Source organism: Amycolatopsis sp. NPDC098790 (assembly GCF_044759945.1).
Classification (GTDB): Bacteria; Actinomycetota; Actinomycetes; order Mycobacteriales; family Pseudonocardiaceae; genus Amycolatopsis.
Map to the genome: position 1 here is coordinate 697,115 of NZ_JBIWAI010000001.1, position 23,642 is coordinate 720,756.

Genomic DNA, 23,642 nt, shown 5'->3' on the forward strand with positions numbered 1-23,642 from the left:
AGCCTTCGGGGCGGTTTTCGTTGCGGTGGCCAGGGCCGGGGTCGAACCGGCGACCTTCCGCTTTTCAGGCGGACGCTCGTACCAACTGAGCTACCTGGCCGGGAACGCCGGCAAGGAGCCGAACGATCTTGCGACCCTGACGGGACTCGAACCCGCGACCTTCGCCGTGACAGGGCGACGCGCTAACCAACTGCGCCACAGGGCCTTGCATCTACTACAGTACTGCGTACTCCCAACGGGATTCGAACCCGCGTTGCCGCCTTGAAAGGGCGGAGTCCTAGGCCGCTGGACGATGGGAGCCCGGCCGGTTTCGGGTGACCGACCGACCGCGCTCTCAGGTCCCCCCGGGAGCGATTACAAGCATAGGGCACGCCACCACCGCTTTGCAGCAGGGGGGTCTTAAGCCTGCAGCGGTCCCACGACCTGCGCAAACAACTCCGCCAGCCGCCGATCCAGCTCACCCTGCTCCGGCTCGGTCAACGCGGCCGACAGGACCTCGCCGATCCGGTCGTCGGTCAAAGCCTCCGCGCGGTGCCAGCGGTCGCGCAGATCCGGCTTCCGCGAAGCCGCTTCCACGAGGTCGTCAGCGGCCTCCGCCGGCCACGCCGTGCGCAGCAACCGCTCGCGGCCGCCCTCCGGGTCCGCGATCACCGCCTCCGGCACCGTCAGGCCGACCGCCCGCAGCGCCGCGAAGTGCAGGCCGCCGCGCAGCTCGCGGACGAGCATCAATGCGAACCCGAGCCGTTCGACGTCCCCCGTCGGACGTTCGGCGTTCTTCCAGCCCGCGAACAGCGCCAGCCCGCTGGCGTCCGCGGCGTCGGCGACGCGGAACAGCAGCTCGGCCAGACGGCCGGGCTCCGATACGGCCGAAAGGCTGACGCGTGACCACCGAGCCGATGACTCCGCGTAGGCACGGACGGCGGAGGGCGCGTCCAAGGCCGCCGTCGCGGGCGGCAGGACGAACTCGAACAACCAGTGCGGAAAAATCCCGAACAGCCCCGCGGCGACCTTCGGCGGGACGTCCCCGAGCACGGCCGACCGCCCCCGCACGTAGAGCGAACGCGGCGGCAGCCCGGCCTCCGCCTCGACCGCCGCCAGCTCCGGCGACGTCATGAACCTGCCGCCCAGCACCTGCACGACCGGCCGGATCCGGCTCGCCAGTCCGGCGGCGCCTTCGATCGTCGTCATGTCCGTCCCCTTTCGACCCGGCAAACGTAACACTGTTACGAAACCTGCGTCAAGGAAACTCGGCGACCTCGCGAATCACTCACCGGAAACGGCGACAACCAGCAGGAACATCACCGGACAGGCCCGGCGGAACACCGCCAGGCCCCCGGCGTCAACGCTGGACGGGCGCCTGCCCGTCCTCGTCCAGGTTCAACCCCAGCATCTCCAGCAGCTGCACACAGTCCTCGACCCCCAGCGCACCGTTCGCCACCGCCAGCCGAGCCCGCCGGACCTGATCGTCCGACACCCGCTGCGCATCCGCGGCACCACTCCGCTGCGCCGGCAACCCCCCGGCGAACGGAGCACTCCCCCCATCGGCACCTTCGTACCGAAGGAGGAACTGCCGCACTTCAACAGACCCGCTCATAGCCCCTCCACACGGCTCACAACAGCTTGGCCGCGAGGCTAACCAGCGCCGGCCGCCACACACAGCCCCCCGGAGAGTGAACCTGAGGCCACGCTCCGCTCAACGCAGCGCAATCGGCACAGCGGAAGAAGCCCGCCACCCGAACGACGGTCACCTGGCCCGGAAGTGACACCCCACGCGGAAATTTCCCGCTCTCCACTCGCCCAGAAGGGGAACTCGTGCAACAATCGAAGTGCTGACACACCCCCGGTCAGCGCCTGTGGAGATCCCCTCCGACCCCCGCGTTCCTCCCCCTGGCGCGGGGGTCCTCCATTTCTCGGGCACGCTTCGGGCTTCGCCCTTCGCCTGCCCGATCATTTCGGGGTGCTGACCCGGGGGGCCGAGCCCCCCGGACCCCCCACGGTGCGTCCCTTGCGGCTTTTCGGGGTGGTTGCTTCTCAACGCCTCGGGCGCTGCGCGCCCTGGCGCCCCCCTTCGGGCCTCGCCACTCGCACTCCCGTCAACTGCGCCGGCGATCTCCTCCCCCCTCGCACCCTTGCCCGCCGCGCACGAGTGCCGTCCCAGCCCTCCTCTGGATGCTCGCTCGCCGCCGCCCCCGCCTTGCAGTCTCTCGGTCCCCCCTCTCGCCACCTCGACCTCGCCCCCTCACCTTGCGCCTCTCGCCTTGCGCCTCTCGCCTTGCGCCTCTCGCCTTGTGCACCTCGCCTTGTGCAGCTCGCCTAAGGCCTTTCGCTGCGCCGGCGATCTCTCGCCCTTGCGCCCCCTGCCGCCACACCCCGAGCGCAGTTCGCCCCCCTCTCGCCGCCTTGCCCTTGCCTCCCCCATCTCGTCGCTCGCCTCTCCGACCGCCCCTTAGTCCCCTCCCCAAACCGCCGGCCGCGCACTTCAGCCGACTGACCGCTCGTCGGCCCGTTTCCCCTTCACCTCTGCGCGTCCGGCGCCCGACCTCGCCACCTGCGTCGACCACACTGCGTTCGTCGTGATCGACTCATAGCGTCAACACCCTGTTGCGCTGCGTTCCTTGCTCATTGCTCCGTTCGGGTAACCGCTGGGCTGACTGGGGCGACCGTTTGTCGTGTTGTGGCTCACAGTGGTTTGTGTGGCGAGATCTAACCGTTACCGTGGCTGGCGTGCCTCTTCCCTCCCTTGGCCGCTTGAGCAGCCGGACGAACCTCAAAGCCGCGTCCTCCGGACGCCACCGTGGTGCCGCGAAGCCTGCGGACGATGGCGTTGTCGAGGACAAGGAACTCACCTCCTACCTCGCCGCACTCGCGCCCGATGCCGACAACGAGAGCACTGGCTCCGGCAAGCGCTTCGGCGAAGCTCAGGTCATCCAGCTCCGGATGAGCCTCATCGCCAACCAGCAGCTGAAGGACATCGCCGCCGAGCGGGAGATCTCGCCCCAGGCGCTCGCTCAGGAATGGATCCTCGAGCGGCTCAACTGGGAAGGTCAGGCCTCTTCGCTGCAGGACCAGCGGCAGCAGGCCGGTGACCTCTCCGACCTCACCGACGAGTTCCACTTCCCCGCCGACGCCTTCGACGCGCCGGTCCTCGGGCGCCGCTGACACAACAAGCCCCGAAAGACCGCAACGAGAAAGGGCCCCCGGCGATCAGATCGCCGGGGGCCCTTCGCTCAGGCCTTTACAACGCAGAGGGCCTGGTTGTCAGATCGCGCGGACCTTCTGGGCCTGCGGACCCTTCTGACCCTGGCCGACCTCGAACTCCACCCGCTGGTTCTCCTCGAGGGTGCGGAAGCCGCGGCCCTCGATCTCCGAGTAGTGAACGAACACGTCGCCTTCGCCGCCGTCCTGCGCGATGAAGCCGAAGCCCTTCTCCGCGTTGAACCACTTCACAGTGCCTTGCGCCACCGCTGTACTCCTCGTTACACAGATCCGCTTCGAATGCCACCGAAGCGGCACCCCGACCGTCCCGGGCGGTTCCAACGAGTCGAGTCAAGAGCGTGTCGGCTCCATGGCTCGCGTCAGAAGTTCCGCGAGTGTGAAGCCACTAACACGCAAAACGACGGCCTGAGAGCAGACTACCGGGATCTGGCCAAAGTTGAACCCCGTGATCCAGGCGAAAACCGCCTGTCCGGGCCAAGGTCACCGGAACGTCGTAGGGCTCCGACCGCGTTCTGCCGGACCCACCGGATAGTCTGGCGCAGCACAGCGACTCCGTGATCACCGGATACGGCTCGGAGTCGCCCGTGCCCCCTCAGTGAAAGCTTTCGTGGACTATTGTGACCTTCGTCACGCCGATGTAGCTCAACGTCGCCGGTCTGCGGGACGTCTCGATGAGGGGAAGCACCAAAGGGGCAAAGGGGAATGGGTGTGACGGTGAGGACTTCCACGCGGCGCCGGGGCGCGGCTGTGGCACTGGGGTTGGTCGCGGTACTCACGCTGGGGGCGTGCAGCAGCGAACCGACCGTGTCGGCGAGCGGGACGTCGGGCGGGGGCCCGACCCAGTCGCCGGCGCCCACCGCGCAGCCGGCGAAGCTGACGGTGACGCCGGCGGGCGGCGCGCAGGACGTGCCGCCGGGCGAACCGGTCGGCGTGCAGGTCGCCGACGGCACGATCGTCTCGGTCACGCTGACCAACCCGGACGGCAAGCAGGTCCAGGGCCAGACGTCGGCGGACAAGAAGAGCTGGAACACCACCGAGCAGCTCGGCTACGGCAAGACCTACACGTGGTCCGGTCAGGTCAGCGGCTCCGATGGCAAGAACGTGCCGATCGGCGGCAACTTCACCACGGTGAAGCCGAAGCGGCAGATGTCGGCCAGCCTGAACGTCGGTGACGGGCAGACGTACGGCATCGCGATGCCGATCGCGCTGACCTTCCCGAGCCGCGTCACGGACAAGGCGTCGGTCGAGAAGGCGCTTTCGGTCGAGACCACGCCGAAGACCGAGGGCTCGTGGGGCTGGATGAACGGCGACACCTCGGTGCACTGGCGGCCCAAGGAGTACTACAAGCCGGGCACCACGGTGAAGGTCAACGCCAAGATCTACGGCGTCAAGCTCGGTGACGGCGTGTTCGGCAAGCAGGACGTGTCGGCCAGCTTCGCCATCGGCCGCTCGCAGATCGTCAAGGGCAACACCACGCAGCACACGATGCAGGTGATCCGCGACGGCCAGCAGATCGCCGACTACCCGGTGAGCTACGGCCTCGACTCCGACCCGGGCCGCGTCACCCACAGCGGTGTGCACGTGGTGATGGGCAAGCAGGCGACGTACGCGATGAGCAACCCGAAGTACCACTACGAGAACGTCGTGGTGCCGTGGGCGGTCCGGATCTCCAACAACGGCGAGTTCATCCACGGCCTGGCAGCGTCGGTCTGGGCGCAGGGCAAGAAGAACGTCTCGCACGGCTGCCTGAACCTGTCGCCGGCGCGGGCGAAGGAGTACTACGACGGCGTGCTCACCGGCGACCCGGTGGAGATCACCGGCAGCACGCAGACGCTGACCGCGAAGGACGGCGACTACAGCGACTGGACCTACGACTGGGCGAGCTGGCAGAAGCTGTCGGCGCTCGCGGGCTGAGACCACTGACGAACACCGGGCGGCCGGGAAGTCCAGCGCGGACTTCCCGGCCGTTCGCGTTTCACGAACAGAAAAATCCGGTGCAACCCCGGCGAGCACCCGCCGCATGACTAAGGGCAGAGGCGCGACGATCCCAGTCGCGCCCGCGAGAATGAGGAGCTGTCTTGCGTATCCGCATCGCCCTGACCCTCGGCGCGCTCGTGCTCGCCGGTGGCGTCCTGACCGGTGGCATCGCGCTGGCTTCGGACGCGCAGGCGCCGGCCCCGACGACGACGCGCCCGGCCCCGGCCCCGACCGAGCCGCCGTCCGCGGCCCCGGCGCCCGAACGCGGCACCAAGGCGCCGACCGCCGTCCCCGCACCGCCGCGTGAGGCGACCAAGGCTCCCGGCGCGGTGCGCGTTCCCCGCGCCGTGCCCGCCGGCCCCACCGGTGACCTGCACCTGCCGGCCATCGGGGTGACCCGGTAGTCCGGTGATCTCCCGCTCCCGTCCGTCGACCGGGCCGGGCTCGCCGTGGGACGGCGAGTTCGCCCGGTACTTCGGCGAGCGCGCGCACAGCCTGCGGTCCACGGCGTTCCTGCTCTGCGGGGACTGGCACCAGGCCGAGGACCTCACGCAGGCCGCGCTGCTCAAGCTCTACCTCGCCTGGCCGAGGCTGTCGCGCCACGACGCCTTGGACGCCTACGCCCGCAAGGTCGTGCTGCGCACGTTCCTCGCCGAGCACCGGCGCAGCAGGTGGAAACGGGAGCGGCTCACCGACGCCCCGCCGGAGCTCCCGGCGGAACCGGCCGCGAGCGGGCCGGACGAACTCGTCCGGCAGGCTCTGGCCGTACTGGCGCCCAAGCAGCGCGCCGTGCTGGTGCTGCGGTACTTCGAGGACCTGAGCGTCGAGGAGACGGCGAAGGCGCTCGGCTGCAGCACCGGCACGGTGAAGAGCCAGGCCTCGCGGGGCCTGGCGACGCTGCGCAACCGGCTCGGCCCGCACTACGGTGCGCTGACGTTCAGCGCGCCCACGGAGGGGAGGTGACGAACATGGACCCCGAAGACGACGTCCGCGCGGTCCTGACCGGCGCGGCCGGTGGCACGCAGCCGCCGATGCGCCTCGAAGCCGCCGACGTGATCGAGGTCGGCGGCCGGGTCCGGCGACGGCGCAAGCGCTGGGCGGTCGCCGGCACCTCGACGGCGACGGCGGTGATCCTCGCGGTGGCCGGTTTCCTCGCCGGTCACCGCGCCGGGCCGCCGGCCCCCGTGCAACCCGCTGATCCGGGCCTGTCCACGATCGGCACCACCGCTCCCGCCCCGACCACCTCGCCGCCTGCCGTCAAGGCCCCGGCGACGTCGATCGCGCCGCCGGAGGCCCAGCCGGGCCGGACGTCGCCGCAGCGGGCGTCGCGGACGACCGTGCCCACCCCGGCGACCGGCCGGAAGACGGAGCGGCCGTCGTCACCACCGTCGGCCGGCCCGACGGAGACGAGCCAGGACGCACCCGCCGCGACGACCCGCTAGACGTTTCCGCAGCTCAGGGCACGTGCCGCAGATCACGGTTTCATTGTGGGTTTTTGACGAAATACCGGCCCGGGTCGGGGCGATATGCCCTGTGGTGGTCCGATCGGACGCCAGCCGACTGCTCAGCCGGACGCTTCGCCGCCGGCCCGAGAACCCGAGGAGGAAGCACATGGTGCTCGCCGCACTGATCGTCGAAACCGGAATCGCTGTCGTGGCTGCGGGTGCGCTCGCCGCTTGGTCCCGCAAGCGCTTCACTCCTCGCAGCGAAGCGAACTGACCCACGGCGCACGTGTGCCCCGCCCGGTGATCCGGGCGGGGCACACGAGTTTCCGCCGAACCGCTCAGCGCTGAGCGGACGCCAGCTTGCCGCCGCTGTTCTCGGTGTCGATCTGTTCCATCGGCACCTGCGACGTCTCCGGGATCTTGATGATCGGGAGGATCGCGATCAGCGCCGCCGCCATCAGGTAGTACGCCGGCCAGTCCTCGTTGCCGGTGCTCTTGATCAGCGCCGTCACGATGACCCCGCACGTGCCGCCGAACAGCGACGTCGAGACGTTGTAGCCGATCGCGAACGAGCCGTAGCGCACGCGCGTCGGGAACATCGCCGGGAACGTCGAGCCGATCACGGCCAGCATGAACACCAGCAGGATCGCGACGATCAGGAACCCGACGAACAGCCACAGGATGCTGCCGGACTGCATCAGCTTCAGGCACGGCCAGCTCAGCACGAGGAACCCGATGGCCGCGGTGAGCAGCAGCGGTTTTCGCCCGATGCGGTCGGACAGCGCCCCGAGCGGGATGATGATCGCCATCTGGATGACCTCGACCGCGATGATGATCAACGTCGAGGTGTTGTCGTTGATCTTCAGCGTGTCGGTGAAGTACGTCGGCATCGTGGTCAGCAGCAGGTAGTCCGCGACGTTCAGCAGCAGCACGATGCCGATCAGGTTGAGGATCATCCGCCAGTTGCGGACGAAGATCTCCTTGAGCGGCGCCTTCTTCGGGGCCTCGCCCGCGGCTTCCATCCGCCGGAACTCGGGGGTGTCCTCGAGCTTGTTCCGCAGGTAGAGCCCGATCAGGCCGAGCGGCAGCGCGACGAAGAAGGGGATCCGCCAGCCCCAGGCGTCGACTTGGTCGGCCGTCAGCGACAGCGTCACCGACAGCACCACGAGGTTGCCGAGGACGTACCCGGCGAGCGTGCCGAGCTCGAGGAAGCTGCCGAAGAAGCCACGGCGTTTCGTCGGGGAGTACTCGGCGATGAACGTCGCCGCTCCGCCGTACTCGCCGCCGGTGGAGAAGCCCTGGATGATCCGCAGCAGCAGGATCGCGATCGGCGCGGCGATGCCCATGCTGTAGCCGCCGGCGTACGTCGGCAGGACGCCGACGAGGAACGTGCAGCCGGACATCAGCAGGATCGTGATGGCGAGGACGCGCTTGCGGCCGATCTTGTCGCCGAGCGGCCCGAAGAACGCCCCGCCGAACGGCCGCACGATGAACCCGACCGCGAGCAGCGCGAGCGACTTCAGGACGGCGTTGCCTTCGCCGGGGAAGAAGAGCGTCCCGATGCTGGTGGCGATCGCGCCCGAGGTGAAGACGCCGTAGTCGTACCACTCGGTGGCGTTGCCCATGGCGGATGCCCAGACGGCGCGCTTGACGGTTCTCTCGTCCACTGACGGTTTGCCCGTCGTTGCTGCTGGTTCGCTCATGCCGGCGACGACCTCCTCCGCACAGTGCCCATTGGGCCGTTCGAGCTCATCCGCCCAGTCTTGACCGGCTCTCCGGACTCGGCAGCCTGAGCCGTGAATCTTCTACGGTGGGGAACTTTCCGGCTACTGAGAGATATGCGTTTCCTGCTCACGCCGCCGGGGCGCGCGCGGCGGGCCGCTACCGGCCGGTTAACGTCAGCGCATGAGTCGTGTTTCTCAACCGTGGCCGCCGGTGGCGGTGGAGCCGGCCGTCCCGCACCCGAAGGCGCCCGAGCCGGGCACCGAGCTCGGCGTGCACTTCAGCGAGTGCTTCGGCTGCGGCGACGAGGCCGACGCCGGTCTGCACCTGCGCTCGACGGTCGGCGAGGGCCAGGTGATCCACTCGCGGTTCACCGTGACGGCGGCGCACCAGGGCGCGCCGGGGCTGGCCCACGGCGGGCTGCTGGCCTGCGCGTTCGACGAGGCGCTCGGCTCGACGGTGGGCAACCTGATGCGCCGCCCGGCGGTGACGGGCAAGCTCGAGACGGACTTCCGCCGCCCGGTCCCGGTGGGCTCGACGCTGTTCATCGAGGCCCGCCTGGACGGCATCGCGGGCCGCAAGATCTACGTGAGCGCGGACGGCCGCCTGGACGCCGAGGACGGCCCGATCGCGGTCAGCGCGCGGGCGTTGTTCATCGTGGTCGGGTTCGAGCACTTCAGCACGCACGGCGACCCGCAGGCGCTGGACAAGCTGGCGGCGCAGCACGAGAAGAACAAGCAGCGGCAGCGCGAGGAACGCGACTGGGACATCAACCCCTGACTGTCACTTTCCCTATGAAAGCTCCGGCCCAAGAGCGGCACTTTCCCTATGAAAGTGCGGCTCAGGTCAGGGTGCGGGGGCGGATGGCGTTGGCGCGGTCCACGAGCTCAACGCGTTCGTCGACCGTGCTCGCCAGCCGGGCCAGGGCGCGGTAGCAGCGTTCCAGCCCGAACCGCAGCTCCCGCTCCTCCAGCGAGCACCCCAGCACCCGCGCGCCCGGGGACGGTTTGCCCTGCTTGATCCAGTCGTGCGCGGCCTCGAGGACGCCGGCGGACAGCCGCGTCTGGCGTTCGAGGTCGAGCCGGAGCCGCTCGAGCCGGGAGGACGCGTCCAGCAGGTCGTGCTCGGTCACCGGGGTCTCGCGGCCGTTGGCCTTGGTCGCCGTCGTCTTGATCTTGATGGCCGCGACCTGCGCGTCGACGTAGTGCGTCGAAGACGGCGGGACCGTCTCGAGCACCTCGACCGCGCTGTTGCGCGCGCCCTGCGCGAGGTACACCCGCGCGAGGCCGAACGCCGCGCTGACGTACGTGCGGTCGGTGCGCCAGACGAGCTCGTAGAAGCGCGCCGCGGCGAAGTAGTCACCGACGCCCTCGGCGCTGATGCCCAGCGCGAGCTTCGGCGCGATCTCGCCCGGCAGGTCGTCGTAGACCGATTCGAACGCGACCTGCGCGACCCGCGAGCGGCCGCCGGCCAGCTCGATCAGGCCGCGGTACCAGTCGATGCGCCAGTCGTGCGGGAAGCCGTTCTTGATCGCCAGGTACTGCGCCGCCTGCAGCTGCCGCTGCGCTTCGGCCAGCTCGCCGAGCTCGATCCGGGCGCGGACGATCCGCAGCCGCACCTCGATCGACTCCCGCGGCGCGCCGGCCAGCGCCTCGATGGCGCCGCGCGGGTCGAGCGCGGTCGTCGTGGCGAGCACGCCCGCGGCCGGGTCGTCGGTGTCGACCTGCGGGATGGGCAGGCCGGCGACGACCTCGTCGGAGCCGGGCAGCGGCACGCTCTGGCCCTGTTCCGGCACCACCAGCTGCACGCCGAAGGTGCGGCTCTCGGGGCCGAACACCGTCGACGCGCCGGGCCGCGGTTTGCCGGTGCCGAGCGCCATGATCTCGCGCAGCACGCCGGTCAGCTGGTCGCCCATCTCCTCGGCGGAGAGGAACCGCCGGTCCGGGTCGGCGTGCGTCGCGCGGCGCAGGAACCGGTAGTACGAAACGAAGAGCGCGAACAGCGGGACCGCGTCCGGGCCGGGCAGCGTCGTCTTGAACTTGGTGGTGTAGCCGGTGAACTCGAAGCTCAGCACGGCGAGCGTGCGCCCGACGGTGAACAGGTCGGACGCCACCGACGCGCCCTGCTTCGCCAGTTCCGGCGCGCTGTAGCCGGTGGTGAAGAACAGCGGGCTTTCGTAGTCGTCCATCCGCCGGACCGCGCCCAGGTCGATCAGCTTGAGCTGCTCGTTGGTCTGGATCACGTTGTCGGGCTTGAGGTCGCAGTAGAGCAGGTTCTGGCTGTGCAGGTAGCCGAGCGCGGGCAGGATCTCCAGCCCGTAGGCGATGACCTGGCCGATCGGCAGCGGTTCGGGGCGGCGGCTTTCGCGGTGGTGCGCGAGCGCGAGCTGCCGCAGCGACTGACCGCCGACGTACTCCATGACGATGTAGCCGACGGTCGTGCCGCTGTGCGCGTCCGGGTGCTGCACGAAGTTGTGGATCTTGACGATGTTGGGGTGCTCGACCTCGGCGAGGAACCGCTGTTCGTTGGCCGCGGCCGCCATCGCCGTCTGGTCGCCGGTGTCGATCAGTCCTTTGAGGACGACCCAGCGGTCGGACACGTTGTGGTCCTGCGCCAGGTAGATCCAGCCGAGCCCGCCGTAGGCGATCGCGCCGAGCACTTCGTACTGGCCGCCGACGAGTTCGTGCGGCTGCAGCTTCGGGAGGAACGAGAACGGCGTGCCGCAGTTCTCGCACTTCCCTTCCGGCGCACCGGGTTTTCCGTCCTTGCCGCGGCCGACCTTCGCGCTGCAGTTGCCGCAGAAGCGTTTTTCCTCCGACACCACCGGGTTCGTCAGCACCGCCGACGCCGGGTCGCGCGCCGGGACCGGCGGGACCTCGACCAGCCCGGCGCCGAGGCGGCCGCGGCGGGAACGTGACGTCCGCGACGACGTCCGCCGCGAAGTGCCGGGGAACGAACCGGAGCCGGACACCGAGCCCGAGCCGCTGCCCGTCCCGGTGCCGGTGCCGGTGTGCCTGCCTTCGCTGCTGCGTTCGGGCAGCACGCTTTCGGTGCCCGGGTCGGGCAGCGGTGTGCCCGGGCCGGTGTCCGGCCGCGGCATCGGCGGCATGATGCTCTGGGTTTCCGGCGCCGGCGCGGCGAGCACGCTCGTCGGCTGCGGCGCGTTCGGGTCGGGCCGGACCGCCTGCGTCGCGGGCTGCACCGCCTGCGTGGCCTGGACCGGCGGCAGGACGGGGTTCATGCTGCCCGGCGGGCGGGTCGGGTCTTCGGCGCCCGGGATCGTCCCGCGCACGGCCGCGGGCTGGCCGCCCGGCGGGGTCGGCGGACGGCGGACGGGCGCGTGGATGACGGTCTCTTCTCCGCGTGACGGCACACCGTCGTCGAGGCGGCCCGAGATCGACGGCTCCGGCGTCTCCCACCGCACCGGTGGCGGCGGCTGCCAGCTCGGCGTGGCCGGCTTCGGCTCGTCGTCCGGCGCGGCGTGCCGAGGACGGCGCGGCTCCTCCGACACTGCTTACCTCCCAGATCCCCGGCCTGCGGGAACCAATCCTAGTCGCGACGCGCTCACCGGTACTGCGGCGACGGCGGCGACGCCGACCCGAGCGACGGCTCGACCCACTTGCGGTAGCTGTCCTGCCAGACGCCGGTGCCGCGGATCTCGTCGAGGACCGCGTTGACGTAGCGGACCATGTCCTCGTTGTCCTTCGGGATGCCGATGCCGTAGTTCTCCTGCGTGAACTGCTCGCCGACGACCTTGAGCGTCGGGTCCTGCGCGGCCATCCCGGCGAGGATCGTGTCGTCGGTCGACACCGCGGCGACCTGGCCCTGCTGGAGCATCACCAGGCAGTCGGACCAGTTGTCCACCGAGACCGGCACGACCTTGGCCGGGTCGGTCGCGATCTTCGCCAGCGACGTGGACTTCTTGGCCGCGCACACGCGCTTGCCGCTGAGGTCGGACAGCTTCTCGGCCTTCGACTCCTTGGCGACCAGGATCCGCTGCCCGGACACGTAGTAGACCGAGGAGAACTGGACCTTCTTCCGGCGGTCGCAGGTGATGCTGTAGGTCCGGACCACGACGTCGACCTGGTGGGCCATCAGGACGTCCTCGCGCTGCGAAGACGGGATCGCGCGGAACTGGACGTGCCCCTCGGAGGTGCCGAAGAGGGCGCGGGCGATCGCGTTGACCATGTCGATGTCGAAGCCCTCGAGGTTGCCCGAGGTGGGGTTGCGGAACCCGAAGAGGTAGGTGGTCTGGTCGACGCCGGCGATCAGCTTCCCGCGTTCCTTGATCTTCGCCATGGTCGAGTCGCTGCCGATGGTGCCGTTGGCGGGCAGGCTCGCCAGCGGGTTGCAGCTGGTGTCGGCGCCGCCGCCGGCGGTCGCGTCGGGCCCGCCGACGTGCGCGGGCTGCGGCCAGGCCGCGTTGCTGACCGGGGCCGGGTCGACCGGTTTCCCGGGACTGCCGCACGACGCCGCGAGCAGCGTGACGAGCGCCAGCACGCCCGCCCGGACCGTGTTCCCCCGCCTGCTCACCGGTACTCCCTCAGTCGCTCCCGGATTCCCATGGTGACACCCGCCGCGGCGACCACCGCGAGGACGGCGAGGCCGGGCGCCAGCAGCGTCAACGCGGCGTCGCCGTCGTGGGTGTCGTCGAGGAACTGCTGCCTGCCGACGTCGATCGCCGCCTGGAGGCTGTCGTCGAGCCGCCGGAACGCCGGGGCCGAGCCGGTCTTGCGGTCTTCGAGCACGGCGATGTCGACGGCTTCCTGGTACTGGCCGGAGTCGTCCTGGGTGCGGACCTGCTTGTGCGCGGTCAGCCAGTCCTGCGCGGCCCGGGTCGCGTCGGCGACCCTCGTGGCGCCTTCGCCGTCGGTGATCAGGCCGCGGGCTTCGCCGAGGAGGCCGCCCTGGCCGTCGGGGCCGACGAGCTGGGCGGCGTTGACGCCGAAGTCCTTCTCGTACGCGGCGCCGTCGCCGCGGGCGACCAGCGTCAGTGTCTCGTCGGCGCGGGCCTGCAGCGCGGCGATCCGCGCGCGGACGAGGACGTCGACGCGGTGCGAGCCGTCGTCCTGGCCGCTGCCGACGAGGCTGCCCTGCACGACCAGCGCGACCGAGCCCCACAGCAGTGACACGACGACGGCGGCGGTCGCGACGACCAGCCCGACGTTGAGCACCCGGTTGGTCCGCCGGGTCAGGTAGACCTGCGCGACGACGAGCGCGGCCAGCAGCGCGACCACCAGGATCGTGGCGAGCCACGGGAAGCCGGTGGAGGTGTCCTGCTCCTCGATCAGCCGCTCGGTGTCGACGCGGTAGAGGTCCTGCGCGGCGGGCAGGATCTTCGCGCGCATCAGCTCGGAGGCTTCGCGCAGGTAGGACGCGCCGACGGGGTAGCCGAGGCGGTTGTTCGCGCGGGCGGTCTCGACGAGCCCGGTGTAGACGGGCAGCGACTGGTTGAGGACGTCGACCGGGGCGGCCGCGGCGGCGACGTCGGAGGAGTCGGAGGCGGCCTTCGCGAGCGCGGCGCCGGCTTCGGCGATGTCGCGCTCGTAGCGGGAGCGCAGCTCGGGCGGCTCGGTGCCGATGGAGAGGAACGCGCTGGCCGCGGTCGCGTCGGCGTCCGAGAGCGACTTGTAGACCTGCTGCGCGGCGGCGGCCAGGGGTTCGCGGTGGTCGATGACGCCGCTGATCGTGTCGTCGCGGTCCTGCACCGACAGCGTCGCGACCGTGCCGGCGACCAGCGCGAGCAGCACCAGCGCGACGGCGATGACGGTGAGCCTGCCGGGGGTGGTCGCGGCGGACCGGATGATCGCGCGGACCGCCTGGCCGGGCAGGTCCAGCAGCCCGAGGAGGCCGCTGCGGCCCCCGGCGCGGTCCCGGCCGTCCGGTGGCGGCGGCGGTGGGGGTCCCGGCGCGGGCGCCGTGGGACCCGGGGCCGTCGCAGTGCTGGTCATCCCCGATTCCTCCCCGAAAGCCTTACCCCGAGAAGGTAGCCGAGTGGCCGCACGCGCGGGCACGGGCACCGCCCGCCGTCACCAGCACGTGATCTCGGGCGGCCGATCAGCCGCGGATTTCGGCGTGTACGCGCCAGTAGCCGTCGTGGGGCCCCGTTTCCAGCGTGCCTCCGGCGAGCGCGAGCCGCTCACGCATGCCGGCCAACCCGAAACCTTCACTCGTCCGAGTGAATTCGCTGCACGGGTTGCTGACCTCGAGCCGGACCTCTGCCGGGCCGTACTCCAGCCGCATCCGCACGTCCTGGCCGGGCGCGTGCTTGCCCGCGTTCGTCAGGGCTTCCCGCGCGACGCCGACCAGCGCGACGACCGCGGCGGACGGCAGCGGCCGGGGTTCGCCGTCCGTCTCGAAGCCGGCCTCGACGCCGTGGTTGGCGGCGTGCTCGGCGGCGATCGCGGCCAGGGCGTCGGCCAGCGGCGGGACGTCCCGGCGCAGCGCGGCGACGGCGTTGCGCGCTTCGGCGAGGCCGTCGGCGGCCAGGCGCCGCGACCGCCGGACCGACCGCAGCGCACCGTCCACATCGGACCGTTCGGTCAGCAGGGCATCGGCGAGTTCGAGCTGGACGCCCAGCGCGCCAAGGGAATGCGCGAGGACGTCGTGGATCTCGCGGGCGATGCGGGTGCGTTCGTCGAGCGCGGCGGCGCGCGCGTGTTCGGCTTGCGCGAGCCGGGTTTGTTCGAGCAGCGCCTCGGCCTGGCCGGCCTGGACCTCGTACTGGCGGCGGTTGAGCCCGACGAGGACGAGCAGCAGCATCACGGCGGCGTCGGCGAGCGCGGCGCCCGCGGAGTGGCCGGCGACAGGTGGGCCGTCACCGCGAGGGCCATCTCCAGCAGGCCGACGCCGACGATCGCGCCGACGCCGACCGTGGTGAGCGCGGCGAGCCTGCCGAGCGGGATGACGGCCATCAGGATCGCCGAGGAGTCCGCGGCCCGGCCGACGAGCGCCGCGGGCAGCGCGCCGGCCACGGCGAGCAGCGCGGCCGCCGTCTTCGGCCGCCGGGACGCGAGCACGACGAACCCGAGCCAGCAGGCGCTCGAGACGCCGTACGCGGCCCAGATCCAGGGGTCCGGTTCGCGCGCGGTGAGCAGCGTCCCCGCGACGAACAGGGTGCCGAGCACCTGCACCACGAGCCAGCTCGGCGCGATGGTGTCCGGGAGCAGGGGGCGGTTCGGCACGGCCCCATCTTCCCGGGCGGGGTCAGCCGCGGATGGCCGGGGCGAGCGAGTGCGGCAGCACGGCTTCGGGGCTCGGCGGGCGTCGGACCAGCACTTCGACGTCGTCGGCGAAACGGTAGGGCTTGGCGCCGAGGATGCCGCCGAAGTGGCGGCGCAGCCGGGACATCTCGGCGCGGACGGTGACCGCGCGGCTGGCGTCGCCGAAGAGGTCCGAGGACAGTTCGGACGCCGAGCGGCCGTCGCGGTGGCTGGCCAGGACGTACAGCATCTCGGCGTGACGCGGGCTGAGCCGGTGCGTCCAGGTCCCGGCCGCGCCGGCGACGGTCAGCTCGGGAGCGCGCGGCGACCGGACGTCGAGGACGACCCGGGTCGGCGGGGCGGCGTCGGTCTCGGTGGGGCGGATCAGCCAGCCGCCGGGGACGGGCTCGACCGCGCAGTGGCCGTACGCCGGCAGCCAGACCCCTCCGGGCGCGAGGTTGGCGGGCAGGGCGATCCGGTCGACCGGCGCGAGCCCGGCGGCCGCGGCGACCCAGCCGTGTTCGTCGGCGACGACGGCGCGGCCGCCGACCTTCGCGAGCACGGGGACGGCGAAGCCCCGCAGCCGTTCGAGTTCGGTGAGGTGGGTGGTGCGCAGCTGGGACTCCGCGAGCCGCGTCACGGCGTCGACCAGCGCCAACGTCGTCGCGTGGACGGTGGAGGCGGGGCCGGAGAGGTCGACGACGCCGAGGAGCCTGCCGTCGCGCGGGTCGTGCAGCGGCGCGGCGGCGCACGTCCAGGAGTGGTGGGAGCGGACGTAGTGCTCGGCGGCGTACATCTGCACCGGGCGGCGCGCGACGAGGGCGGTGCCGATCGCGTTGGTGCCGACGGCTTCTTCTTGCCAATCGACGCCTTCGACGAAGCCGAGGCGGTCGGCGCGGCGGCTGATCGCGGTGCTGCCGTCGCGCCAGAGGACGTTGCCGCCCGCGTCGACGATCACCATGATGTGCGCGGCCTGCTCGGCGACGCTGGTCAGGCCGCCGCGCAACGTCGGGAGCGCCTCGGCGAGCCCGCTGGCGCGGCGCCGTGCTTCCAGCTGTTCGACGGTGAGGACGGGTGCGGCGGCGCGGCTGTCGGGGTCCATGCCGAGCCGGCGCATCCGCTGCCAGGAGGCGTCGACGACCGGCCGTGGCCTGCTGGGCAGTTCCTTGCCCGCCAAGGCGGCTTCGTGCACCTGGGCGAGGACACGGGCGTGCCGCCGGGGGTCCGCCCCGGCCGGCAACGCTGCCTCGAGGTCTCGCTGACCCAACCGCCACTCCTTGCGCTCCGCCTCAGTCTGCCTTTTCGGTTCGCTGATCGGAAGGTGGCGACGATCTCGTGGCCTCGGGCGGCCATCACGGCATCGGCGTGGCCTTCGCTTCGGAGACGGCGTCTTCGATGAGTTTCGCTACCGCGGCGTCGATGTCGTCGAGGACCTGTTCGGCCAGCTCACCGGCTTCCGTGACGCGGGCGCGGAAGCTCTTCAGGCAGTCGAGGTTCTCCTGGGCGTAGCGGGTGAACGTGACTTCGAGGAGCGTCGGGCCTCCGCCGGCGCGGGCGCGTCCGATGGCTTCACCGGCGGCTTCGTGGACGGCGAAGAAGTCGAAGCCGTCGACGATCACCCCGGGCATCCCGAACCCGGCGGCGCGGTCGGCGATGGTGTCCGCGGCGACGAAGATCGCGGGGAGGTCCTGGGCTGAGGCGAGGTTGAGCGCTTCGAGCGTGTCGCCCTGGTCGCCGGCGCCGATGAAGGCGACGCCGACACCGCCGGTGTTCTGCTGTTTCGCGGCGAGTGCGGCGCCGCAGACGAGGGGCGGGCCGCCCTTGCCGTGACAGGATCCTGTCTTGCGACCGTAGACCGCGGCCATCACGGCTTTGACGTCGACGCCCTTGGCGATGCAGTGACCGCGGTGGGCGCCGGCGACGGTGTCGCGGTCGTCGAGGTGGGCGCAGACCCCTGCGGCCGAGGCTTCCTCGCCGGCGTAGAACCCGGGTTCGCCGGTCGCGAACTCGTCGTGGACGCGTTCTTCGAAGGCCCGGATGGTGCGCATCACGCGGTACGCCTCCCGCAGGGTGTCCGTCATCTTCGACGCTCCTTCCCCAGATCGGTGTCCGTGCGCAACAGCCCTTTCCGCGCCGCTTCGGCCATCGCCGCCCGGACGTCCACGACCCAGGGACCGTCCGGCTTGAGCTCGACGAAGGCGCTTTCGCCGGTCTTGAGCTCGAGTTCGCGCTCGCCGTCGAGCGCGATGACGCCCCCAGCCGCGGCGAGCTCGACGCGCACGCCGGGTTCGAGAACACCCCACCCGCGAACCCCGACGGGCCGAACGAGCCCGGGCGCGATGGGAGCTTGCACGACGTACGGCGTCTCCCCGACGGGCCCGAGCTGCAGCGCGACGCCGGTCGGACTGGACCGCGGACTAGGACAAAGTTGTCCAGGAACGCTGGAGAGCCCGATCCCATCGGGTTCGGCGAAGGTGCAGTAGAGCTCGGTGAGCGAGGAGGGATCCCACAGCGCCCTAGCCCCGATGTGCCGGCTGAGCGAAACGCAGACATCGACGAGCGCGATCTCCCGCCTCGCCTTGGTGACGACTTCGAGCACGCTGACGCGATGGGTGACGAGATCCGGATCGACCTGCCCAGTGGCGATGAGCCCGGCGGCCAACCCGGCGACGGTCGCCTCCCGCATCTGCGGGAAGGCGTTGTTGGTCCCGGTGGAGAGGGCGAGGATCGGAACGTCTTCGCAGGCAGCGGCGGCAACGCGAGCGGTGCCGTCCCCACCGAGCACCACGATGACCCCGGCCCCGGCAGCAACCATCCGCCGCACGGCATTGGTGGTGTCGGAGGCGGTGCCGGTGAGGGGGTAGTCGTCACAGAAGTCGACGTCAGGCCGGGTCCCGCCTCGTCCAAGGGCTTTGAGGACGGAGGCGGAGATCCCCCCGAGATCGGTGGAGACGAGAACCCGATCAAGCCCGGCAACGGCGAAGGCGGCCAGCAGCCGCTGCACCATGTTCGCCTTTTCCGCAGTGGGGAACACGGAAGCCTGCGCAACCAGCCGGCGGATATCCCGCCCCGAAGCCGGATTCGCGACGATCCCGGCCACCGTTTCGCCCAACCTGACCTCCTGAGACTGCACGCAGGAGAACAGGAGATCCCAAGACCGGCCGGTAGTGGAAGGGTTGCAGGGCGTTGCAGTGTGCAGGATGAGGCTGTCATCGCCCAGCGCCGTCTGTACGCGCCGGCCCCAACGGCCGCGCCAGCCGCCGCAGCCGGCGCCGCACGACTGAGCCGAACGTCACACCGGCGTTCCGATCTCCAGTGGACTGTCCAACCCGGAAACCGATAGCGCCGGAGAAGAACCAACCGAGGCCCAAGCTCCGCCGAAGGGCTACGAGACGAGACTCGCCGTGCCCTCGTAGGTGAAGCCGGCCTCGTCGATCGCGCCGCGCACGTCGTCTTCCGCCAACGCCGTCTCAGCGCGAACGACCACCCGGCCGGTCGCGACGTCGACGTCCACTTCGGTCACTCCCGGCAAGCCGGTGAGTTCTTCGGTGACCGACTGGGCGCAGTGTCCGCAGCTCATCCCGGAGACGGTGTAACCGTGCTCGATCATGGTGCGCAGCATACGAAAAGGGCCGCCACCCCGAACGGGTGACGGCCCTTTCCCAAGATCAAAGTCAGATCACGGTGACCGACGTGGCCTGCGGGCCCTTCTGGCCCTGGCCGATCTCGAACTCGACGCGAGCGTTCTCCTCGAGGCTCTTGAAGCCGCTACCCTGGATCTCGCTGTAGTGAACGAAGACGTCGCCGCCACCGTTGTCGGGGGTGATGAAGCCGAACCCCTTCTCGGAGTTGAACCACTTCACAGTGCCCTGAGTCATCAAAAATCTCCATATGCAACACCAAACAGGAAGCCACTTCGGCGACCCGGGTCAACACCCGGACGGTTTGCTTCCTCGGCGAGGAGACACTACGCCCGCTGAGTTCTGCGAGCGTGACTCAACACGAACACAAAAATCGAGACCTAGAGCAGTAAAGCACACTTTGAGCAGGGCGGACAAGCTGTCTTCACCCGGCAGGGGTGAGCTATTCGCCACTCGCCGGACGCAGCCCTTCCCCGCCGAACGGCGACCGCCAAGCGGTGTCGTGCTCCGCGGCGACCACGGCGTCGTCGTGGGCCTCGGCACTGGCGCTGAACAGCACCGGCACGACGCCGGAGGACTTCCGCGCTGGTTCGGATGCGTGCTGGTGATCGGTCACGTCGAAACTCCCCTCGTTCCCTACCCGCTTCCCTGCGGGTGATGACCGCGATGGTGCCATGCGGCACCGACAGAAACCGGTTGTCTCCCGCCGGGACCCGGCCGGGAACGTTCAGCGGCGAACCACCACCGGAACACCGTCAGATTACCCGAGCCATCGCTGTGCTACCACACAACTTTCCCGGCGTTTCCCGAAGCGAAACCGAGCAAAACCCTTACTAGGCGGGAGGTTGCGGACGCGCCTGTCCGAGCAGGGCCGAAAGCCGCACGTCGGGGGTCACGACGTCCGGGTCCGTCCGCACGTCGATGACGCACGGCCGCTGCCGCACCAGCGCGCTGGCGATGATCGGCTCGAGCTCCTCCCGGTCGTCCACCGTGTACCCAGCGGCGCCGAGTCCACGCGCCCACGACGCGAAGTCGGTCAGCGGGATGGACACCCCGGACAGCCGCCCGTGCGTGCGGGCCTGGTGCATGGCGAGGGCGCCGTGCACGCCGTTCTGGAAGACGACGACCATGACCGGCGCCCGGTACCGGACCGCCGTTTCGATCTCCTGCCCTGTCATCAACGTACCCGCATCGCCGACCATCGCGACGACGGTCCGCCGCGGCTCGGCCAGTTTCGCCGCCACCGCGGCCGGCACGGCGTAGCCCATCGCGGCGTTGCTCGGGCCGAGCTGGCTGCGCGGCGCGGTGAAGCACCAATACCGGTGCATGAACTGCGCGAAGTTGCCGGCGTCGCTGGTCACGATGGTGTCCTCGGGCGCGAGTTTTCGCAACGCGCGGACGACGTCGACGGGGTGCACCCGCGTGTTGCCGCTGGTGTCCGGCGGCGTCATGAAGGTGTGGACCGCCGCGTTCGCTGCGGACGCCCGCCGTGTCCGCGGCGAAGCGACCTCGCGCAGCTCTCGCAGGAACGGCTCGACCTCGGAGTCGACGCGGAAAGTGAGGCCGCGCCGCTTCGGGCTGACGTCGATCCCGGTGCCGACCATGACCAGCGTCTGCTGGGCGGTCGGGTAGCGGTAGGCCTGCGTGGTCACCTCGTCGAGCTGCGTGCCGAGCGCGAGCACCAAGTCAGCACGTTCCAAGGCGTCCAGCTGCCGCGCGGGGATGCCGAGCCCGAGGTGGCCGGCGTACCGCGCGTGGTTTTCCGGGAAGGCGTCCTGCCGCCGGAAGGCGTTGTAGACGGGCAGAGCGAGCTCGTCCGCGACCGCGATCAGTTCGTCGCGCGCCGACCGCGCCCGCCCGCCGACGATGACCACGGGGTACTTCGCCTCGTCCACCAGTTGCGCGACGGCGTCCGCCGAACGGCCCAACGTGCCCGACGCCGGCGGCCGCACTCGCGCCATCGGTTTCGCCGCGTCGTAGGGCATGCCCCAGACGTCGCAGGGCACACCGAGCACGACCGGCCCCGGTCGCCCCTCCTGCGACGTCGTCAGCGCGTGCGCGAGCAGCCCCGGCAGGCTGTCCGGGTCGGTCACCCGCAGAGTCGACTTGGCGATCGACTCGAACATGGCCGTCAGGTCCGAGGTCGGCAGCTCCCCCGACGACAACGGCACCGGTCCGCTCGCCGGCGTCTCCAGCAAGACGACCATCGGCGTCTCGTCCTGGTACGCCGTTTGGACGCCGATCGCCAGGCTCGCCGCACTCGGCCCCCGGCTGGCGAGCAGCACGGCGGGCCGTTCGGTGAGCTTGCCTTCGGCCTCCGCCATGAAGGCCGCGCCGGCGTCGTGACGCGCCGAGACCACGGTGATCTCCCGCTCGCGCTGCAAAGCATCGAGCAGCTCGAGGAACGACTCACCGACCACCGCGTACACACGGCGGACACGCGCCTCGGTCAGGATCCGCACGGCCGTCTGGGCGACGGTCGCTCCCAGTTGGTATCTAATGAGGAGAGCTTAGGCGGGCACCGTTCAGTGCAGTCAAGTGATCTTCGCCGAAACCCGGTAAGGATGGACTGAATGTCCGCTTTGACCGACTGCTAGCCGATCAAGGGAGCGAGGACCGCAGTCTTGACCGCGACCGAACATGAAACCGTTTTTACTTATGGCGCACCGGCGTTGAAGTACGGCACCGGCGCCAGCGACGAGATCGGTTACGACCTGACCCAGTACGGCGCGCACCGCGTGCTCGTCGTGACGGACCCGCAGGTCGTCGCGACCGGCTGGCCGCGCCGCATCGCCGACGGCATCGCGGGCTACGGCATCGAGGCCGAGATCTTCGACGGCGTACACGTCGAACCCACCGATGTCAGCATGCAGAAGGCGGTTGACTTCGCGCGCGGAACCGGCCCGTACGACGCCTTCGTCGCCGTCGGCGGCGGGTCGGCCATCGACACCGCGAAGGCCGCGAACCTGCTGACCAGCAACGACGGCGAGCTGATGGACTACGTCAACGCGCCGGTCGGCGGCGGCCGCGCGCCGGACCGCCCGCTGAAGCCGCTGGTCGCGGTCCCCACCACCACCGGCACCGGTTCGGAGAGCACCACGGTCTGCGTTCTGGACGTGCTTTCCCTGCGCGTCAAGAGCGGGATCAGCCACCTGCGGCTGCGCCCCACCCTCGCCGTCGTCGATCCGCGCCTCACCGTCAGCCAGCCGGCCGGCGTGACCGCCGCCAGCGGCATGGACATCCTCTGTCACGCCGCCGAGAGCTACACCGCGAAGCCGTACACCGAGTTCGAGCGCAAGCGCCCGGAGCAGCGCGTGCCGTACTGCGGCTCGAACCCGCTGGCCGACATGTTCGCCGAGCAGTCGCTGCGGCTGCTGTCGTGGGCCCTCCCCGCCGCGGTGCGCGACGGCGAAGACCTCAAGGCGCGCGAGGCCATGGCCTTGGCCGCGACGTTCGCCGGGCTCGGCTTCGGCAACGCCGGCGTGCACATCCCGCACGCCAACGCGTACCCGATCGCCGGCCAGGTCCGCGATTTCCACCCGGACGGCTACCCGGGTAAAGAACCCATGGTGCCGCACGGCATGGCCGTGTCGCTGACCGCGCCCGCCGCGTTCCGCTTCACCTTCGACGCGGCGCCGGACCGCCACCTGCGCGTCGCACGCCTGCTGGCGCCCGACTTCGAGTGGCCCGGCGACTTCGCCGACCACCTGCCCGCGGTGCTGATCGACCTGATGCGGCAGATCGGCATCCCGGACGGCATCGGCGCCGTCGGTTACACGGAGTCCGATGTGGACTCCCTGGTCGAGGGAACGCTGAAGCAGCAACGGTTGCTGGCGACCGCACCCCGCGAGGCGTCCGCGGAAGACCTGTCCGGCATCCTGCGCGAGTCGGTGTCGCTGTGGTGACGGGCTACCCGCACTGGCAGACGGTTCCGTTGCGCTGGAAGGACAACGACGTCTACGGGCACGTCAACAACGTGGTGCATTACTCGTTGATGGACACCGTGATCAACACGTGGCTGATCGAGCAGGGCGGGCTCGACATCGAAGCCGGGGAGGTGATCGGGCTGTGCGTCGAGTCGCACTGCGGATATCACTCATCGGTTTCCTTTCCTGGTGCGTTGCGGGTGGGTCTGCGTGTGGCAAACCTCGGGAAGTCCAGCGTGCGCTACGAGATCGGCATGTACGCCGCCGACGAGTCCCTGGTCGCGGAAGGGCACTTCGTGCACGTCTTCGTGGACCGCGAGTCCCGCCGGCCGACGCCGGTCTCCGGCAAGCTGCGCGAGGCGCTGGAAGCACTACAGCCCGGATAACGTCCACCGCCAGCGTTTCACCTCCTCTTTGACGGTGCCGGTTTCCGGCCGGGTTCTTCCCGCGCTTCCGATCATGCACGACGGCACCGACAGAACCGGCCGATCGTCGCGAGTTGTCCACAGGCAG

General features: G+C 70.5%; 24 protein-coding genes and 3 tRNA genes. 8 read left to right on the forward strand and 19 right to left on the reverse strand.

What is annotated here, in order from left to right; genetic code table 11:
• Positions 1 to 26: 26 nt before the first annotated feature.
• From ACIQWX_RS03605 to ACIQWX_RS03625, 5 genes are all read right to left on the reverse strand, one after another.
• Positions 27 to 100, reverse strand: a tRNA-Phe gene (locus ACIQWX_RS03605).
• A gap of 31 nt (positions 101 to 131) precedes the next feature.
• A tRNA-Asp gene (locus ACIQWX_RS03610) sits at positions 132 to 205 on the reverse strand.
• A 22-nt stretch (positions 206 to 227) separates the two neighbouring features.
• A tRNA-Glu gene (locus ACIQWX_RS03615) sits at positions 228 to 300 on the reverse strand.
• A gap of 99 nt (positions 301 to 399) precedes the next feature.
• Entirely contained in the window at positions 400 to 1,188 is a 789-nt protein-coding gene (locus tag ACIQWX_RS03620; protein WP_400865031.1) for a hypothetical protein, read from the reverse strand.
• A 151-nt stretch (positions 1,189 to 1,339) separates the two neighbouring features.
• Entirely contained in the window at positions 1,340 to 1,594 is a 255-nt protein-coding gene (locus ACIQWX_RS03625) for a hypothetical protein (protein WP_086683067.1), read from the reverse strand.
• Positions 1,595 to 2,724: 1,130 nt separating this feature from the next.
• Between ACIQWX_RS03625 and ACIQWX_RS03630 the strand changes: the two genes are divergently transcribed.
• Positions 2,725 to 3,159, forward strand: a complete 435-nt coding sequence (locus tag ACIQWX_RS03630; RefSeq protein WP_400865034.1) for a hypothetical protein — start codon at positions 2,725 to 2,727, stop codon at positions 3,157 to 3,159.
• Between the two features lie 99 nt (positions 3,160 to 3,258).
• Here the strand turns inward: ACIQWX_RS03630 and ACIQWX_RS03635 are convergent, their stop codons facing one another.
• Complete coding sequence (locus ACIQWX_RS03635; protein WP_003097368.1) at positions 3,259 to 3,462, reverse strand: cold-shock protein; 204 nt, start codon at positions 3,460 to 3,462, stop codon at positions 3,259 to 3,261.
• 456 nt (positions 3,463 to 3,918) lie between these two features.
• Between ACIQWX_RS03635 and ACIQWX_RS03640 the strand changes: the two genes are divergently transcribed.
• The 4 genes from ACIQWX_RS03640 (at position 3,919) to ACIQWX_RS03655 (ending at position 6,635) form a co-directional block, all read left to right on the forward strand.
• Positions 3,919 to 5,130 carry an Ig-like domain-containing protein gene (locus ACIQWX_RS03640; protein ID WP_400865037.1) on the forward strand — a complete coding sequence of 404 codons (1,212 nt, stop codon included), beginning with the start codon at positions 3,919 to 3,921 and terminating at the stop codon, positions 5,128 to 5,130.
• A 164-nt stretch (positions 5,131 to 5,294) separates the two neighbouring features.
• Positions 5,295 to 5,597 (forward strand): hypothetical protein, encoded by a 303-nt coding sequence (locus ACIQWX_RS03645; protein ID WP_400865040.1) that lies wholly within the window; start codon positions 5,295 to 5,297, stop codon positions 5,595 to 5,597.
• A gap of 4 nt (positions 5,598 to 5,601) precedes the next feature.
• Complete coding sequence (locus ACIQWX_RS03650) at positions 5,602 to 6,156, forward strand: SigE family RNA polymerase sigma factor (protein WP_400865043.1); 555 nt, start codon at positions 5,602 to 5,604, stop codon at positions 6,154 to 6,156.
• A 5-nt stretch (positions 6,157 to 6,161) separates the two neighbouring features.
• Entirely contained in the window at positions 6,162 to 6,635 is a 474-nt protein-coding gene (locus ACIQWX_RS03655) for a hypothetical protein (protein ID WP_400865046.1), read from the forward strand.
• A 341-nt stretch (positions 6,636 to 6,976) separates the two neighbouring features.
• Here ACIQWX_RS03655 and ACIQWX_RS03660 read toward each other — a convergent pair whose 3' ends face one another.
• A complete protein-coding gene (locus ACIQWX_RS03660; RefSeq protein ID WP_400869372.1) occupies positions 6,977 to 8,305 on the reverse strand; it encodes an MFS transporter in 1,329 nt (442 codons plus the stop codon).
• Between the two features lie 238 nt (positions 8,306 to 8,543).
• On the opposite strand from ACIQWX_RS03660, the gene ACIQWX_RS03665 reads away from it, so the two are divergent.
• A complete protein-coding gene (locus ACIQWX_RS03665) occupies positions 8,544 to 9,140 on the forward strand; it encodes a PaaI family thioesterase (RefSeq protein ID WP_400865049.1) in 597 nt (198 codons plus the stop codon).
• Positions 9,141 to 9,201: 61 nt separating this feature from the next.
• Here ACIQWX_RS03665 and ACIQWX_RS03670 read toward each other — a convergent pair whose 3' ends face one another.
• The 12 genes from ACIQWX_RS03670 to ACIQWX_RS03725 form a co-directional block, all read right to left on the reverse strand.
• On the reverse strand, positions 9,202 to 11,871 hold the full coding sequence (locus tag ACIQWX_RS03670) for a tetratricopeptide repeat protein (protein ID WP_400865052.1): 2,670 nt from the start codon (positions 11,869 to 11,871) through the stop codon (positions 9,202 to 9,204).
• 53 nt (positions 11,872 to 11,924) lie between these two features.
• Complete coding sequence (locus ACIQWX_RS03675; RefSeq protein ID WP_400865055.1) at positions 11,925 to 12,893, reverse strand: glutamate ABC transporter substrate-binding protein; 969 nt, start codon at positions 12,891 to 12,893, stop codon at positions 11,925 to 11,927.
• Positions 12,890 to 14,311, reverse strand: a complete 1,422-nt coding sequence (locus tag ACIQWX_RS03680; RefSeq protein WP_400865058.1) for a hypothetical protein — start codon at positions 14,309 to 14,311, stop codon at positions 12,890 to 12,892. Before ACIQWX_RS03680 ends, ACIQWX_RS03675 begins: the two co-directional genes overlap by 4 nt.
• A 106-nt stretch (positions 14,312 to 14,417) precedes the next feature.
• Entirely contained in the window at positions 14,418 to 15,122 is a 705-nt protein-coding gene (locus tag ACIQWX_RS03685; RefSeq protein WP_400865061.1) for a sensor histidine kinase, read from the reverse strand.
• A complete protein-coding gene (locus ACIQWX_RS03690) occupies positions 15,122 to 15,544 on the reverse strand; it encodes a hypothetical protein (protein WP_400865064.1) in 423 nt (140 codons plus the stop codon). Before ACIQWX_RS03690 ends, ACIQWX_RS03685 begins: the two co-directional genes overlap by 1 nt.
• Before the next feature lie 22 nt (positions 15,545 to 15,566).
• Entirely contained in the window at positions 15,567 to 16,829 is a 1,263-nt protein-coding gene (locus ACIQWX_RS03695; RefSeq protein WP_400865067.1) for a GAF domain-containing protein, read from the reverse strand.
• 85 nt (positions 16,830 to 16,914) lie between these two features.
• Positions 16,915 to 17,643: a thiamine pyrophosphate-dependent dehydrogenase E1 component subunit alpha gene (locus ACIQWX_RS03700; protein ID WP_400865069.1), complete on the reverse strand. Its 729-nt coding sequence runs from the start codon at positions 17,641 to 17,643 to the stop codon at positions 16,915 to 16,917.
• Positions 17,640 to 18,674 carry an ATP-NAD kinase family protein gene (locus ACIQWX_RS03705; RefSeq protein WP_400865072.1) on the reverse strand — a complete coding sequence of 345 codons (1,035 nt, stop codon included), beginning with the start codon at positions 18,672 to 18,674 and terminating at the stop codon, positions 17,640 to 17,642. Before ACIQWX_RS03705 ends, ACIQWX_RS03700 begins: the two co-directional genes overlap by 4 nt.
• A gap of 273 nt (positions 18,675 to 18,947) precedes the next feature.
• The gene (locus tag ACIQWX_RS03710; RefSeq protein WP_400865075.1) at positions 18,948 to 19,172 is read right to left on the reverse strand and encodes a heavy-metal-associated domain-containing protein; all 225 of its coding nucleotides are present in this window, start codon (positions 19,170 to 19,172) and stop codon (positions 18,948 to 18,950) included.
• A 64-nt stretch (positions 19,173 to 19,236) separates the two neighbouring features.
• A complete protein-coding gene (locus ACIQWX_RS03715; protein WP_086855961.1) occupies positions 19,237 to 19,440 on the reverse strand; it encodes a cold-shock protein in 204 nt (67 codons plus the stop codon).
• A gap of 205 nt (positions 19,441 to 19,645) precedes the next feature.
• On the reverse strand, positions 19,646 to 19,819 hold the full coding sequence (locus tag ACIQWX_RS03720; RefSeq protein ID WP_400865079.1) for a hypothetical protein: 174 nt from the start codon (positions 19,817 to 19,819) through the stop codon (positions 19,646 to 19,648).
• Between the two features lie 217 nt (positions 19,820 to 20,036).
• On the reverse strand, positions 20,037 to 21,692 hold the full coding sequence (locus ACIQWX_RS03725; protein ID WP_400869374.1) for a thiamine pyrophosphate-binding protein: 1,656 nt from the start codon (positions 21,690 to 21,692) through the stop codon (positions 20,037 to 20,039).
• A 135-nt stretch (positions 21,693 to 21,827) separates the two neighbouring features.
• On the opposite strand from ACIQWX_RS03725, the gene ACIQWX_RS03730 reads away from it, so the two are divergent.
• Positions 21,828 to 23,108, forward strand: coding sequence for a hydroxyacid-oxoacid transhydrogenase (locus ACIQWX_RS03730; protein ID WP_400865082.1), 1,281 nt, complete (start codon positions 21,828 to 21,830; stop codon positions 23,106 to 23,108).
• Positions 23,102 to 23,515, forward strand: coding sequence for an acyl-CoA thioesterase (locus tag ACIQWX_RS03735; RefSeq protein WP_372671509.1), 414 nt, complete (start codon positions 23,102 to 23,104; stop codon positions 23,513 to 23,515). The genes ACIQWX_RS03730 and ACIQWX_RS03735 overlap by 7 nt, the downstream gene beginning before the upstream one ends.
• Positions 23,516 to 23,642 lie beyond the last annotated feature (127 nt).

Coding starts and splice junctions, on each gene's coding strand:
- ACIQWX_RS03620 (WP_400865031.1), bottom strand. CDS start 1,188: ATGACGACGATCGAAGGCGCCGCCGGACTGGCGAGCCGGATCCGGCCG.
- ACIQWX_RS03625 (WP_086683067.1), bottom strand. CDS start 1,594: ATGAGCGGGTCTGTTGAAGTGCGGCAGTTCCTCCTTCGGTACGAAGGT.
- ACIQWX_RS03640 (WP_400865037.1), top strand. CDS start 3,919: ATGGGTGTGACGGTGAGGACTTCCACGCGGCGCCGGGGCGCGGCTGTG.
- ACIQWX_RS03655 (WP_400865046.1), top strand. CDS start 6,162: ATGGACCCCGAAGACGACGTCCGCGCGGTCCTGACCGGCGCGGCCGGT.
- ACIQWX_RS03665 (WP_400865049.1), top strand. CDS start 8,544: ATGAGTCGTGTTTCTCAACCGTGGCCGCCGGTGGCGGTGGAGCCGGCC.
- ACIQWX_RS03680 (WP_400865058.1), bottom strand. CDS start 14,311: ATGACCAGCACTGCGACGGCCCCGGGTCCCACGGCGCCCGCGCCGGGA.
- ACIQWX_RS03685 (WP_400865061.1), bottom strand. CDS start 15,122: ATGCTGCTGCTCGTCCTCGTCGGGCTCAACCGCCGCCAGTACGAGGTC.
- ACIQWX_RS03700 (WP_400865069.1), bottom strand. CDS start 17,643: ATGACGGACACCCTGCGGGAGGCGTACCGCGTGATGCGCACCATCCGG.
- ACIQWX_RS03710 (WP_400865075.1), bottom strand. CDS start 19,172: ATGATCGAGCACGGTTACACCGTCTCCGGGATGAGCTGCGGACACTGC.
- ACIQWX_RS03715 (WP_086855961.1), bottom strand. CDS start 19,440: ATGACTCAGGGCACTGTGAAGTGGTTCAACTCCGAGAAGGGGTTCGGC.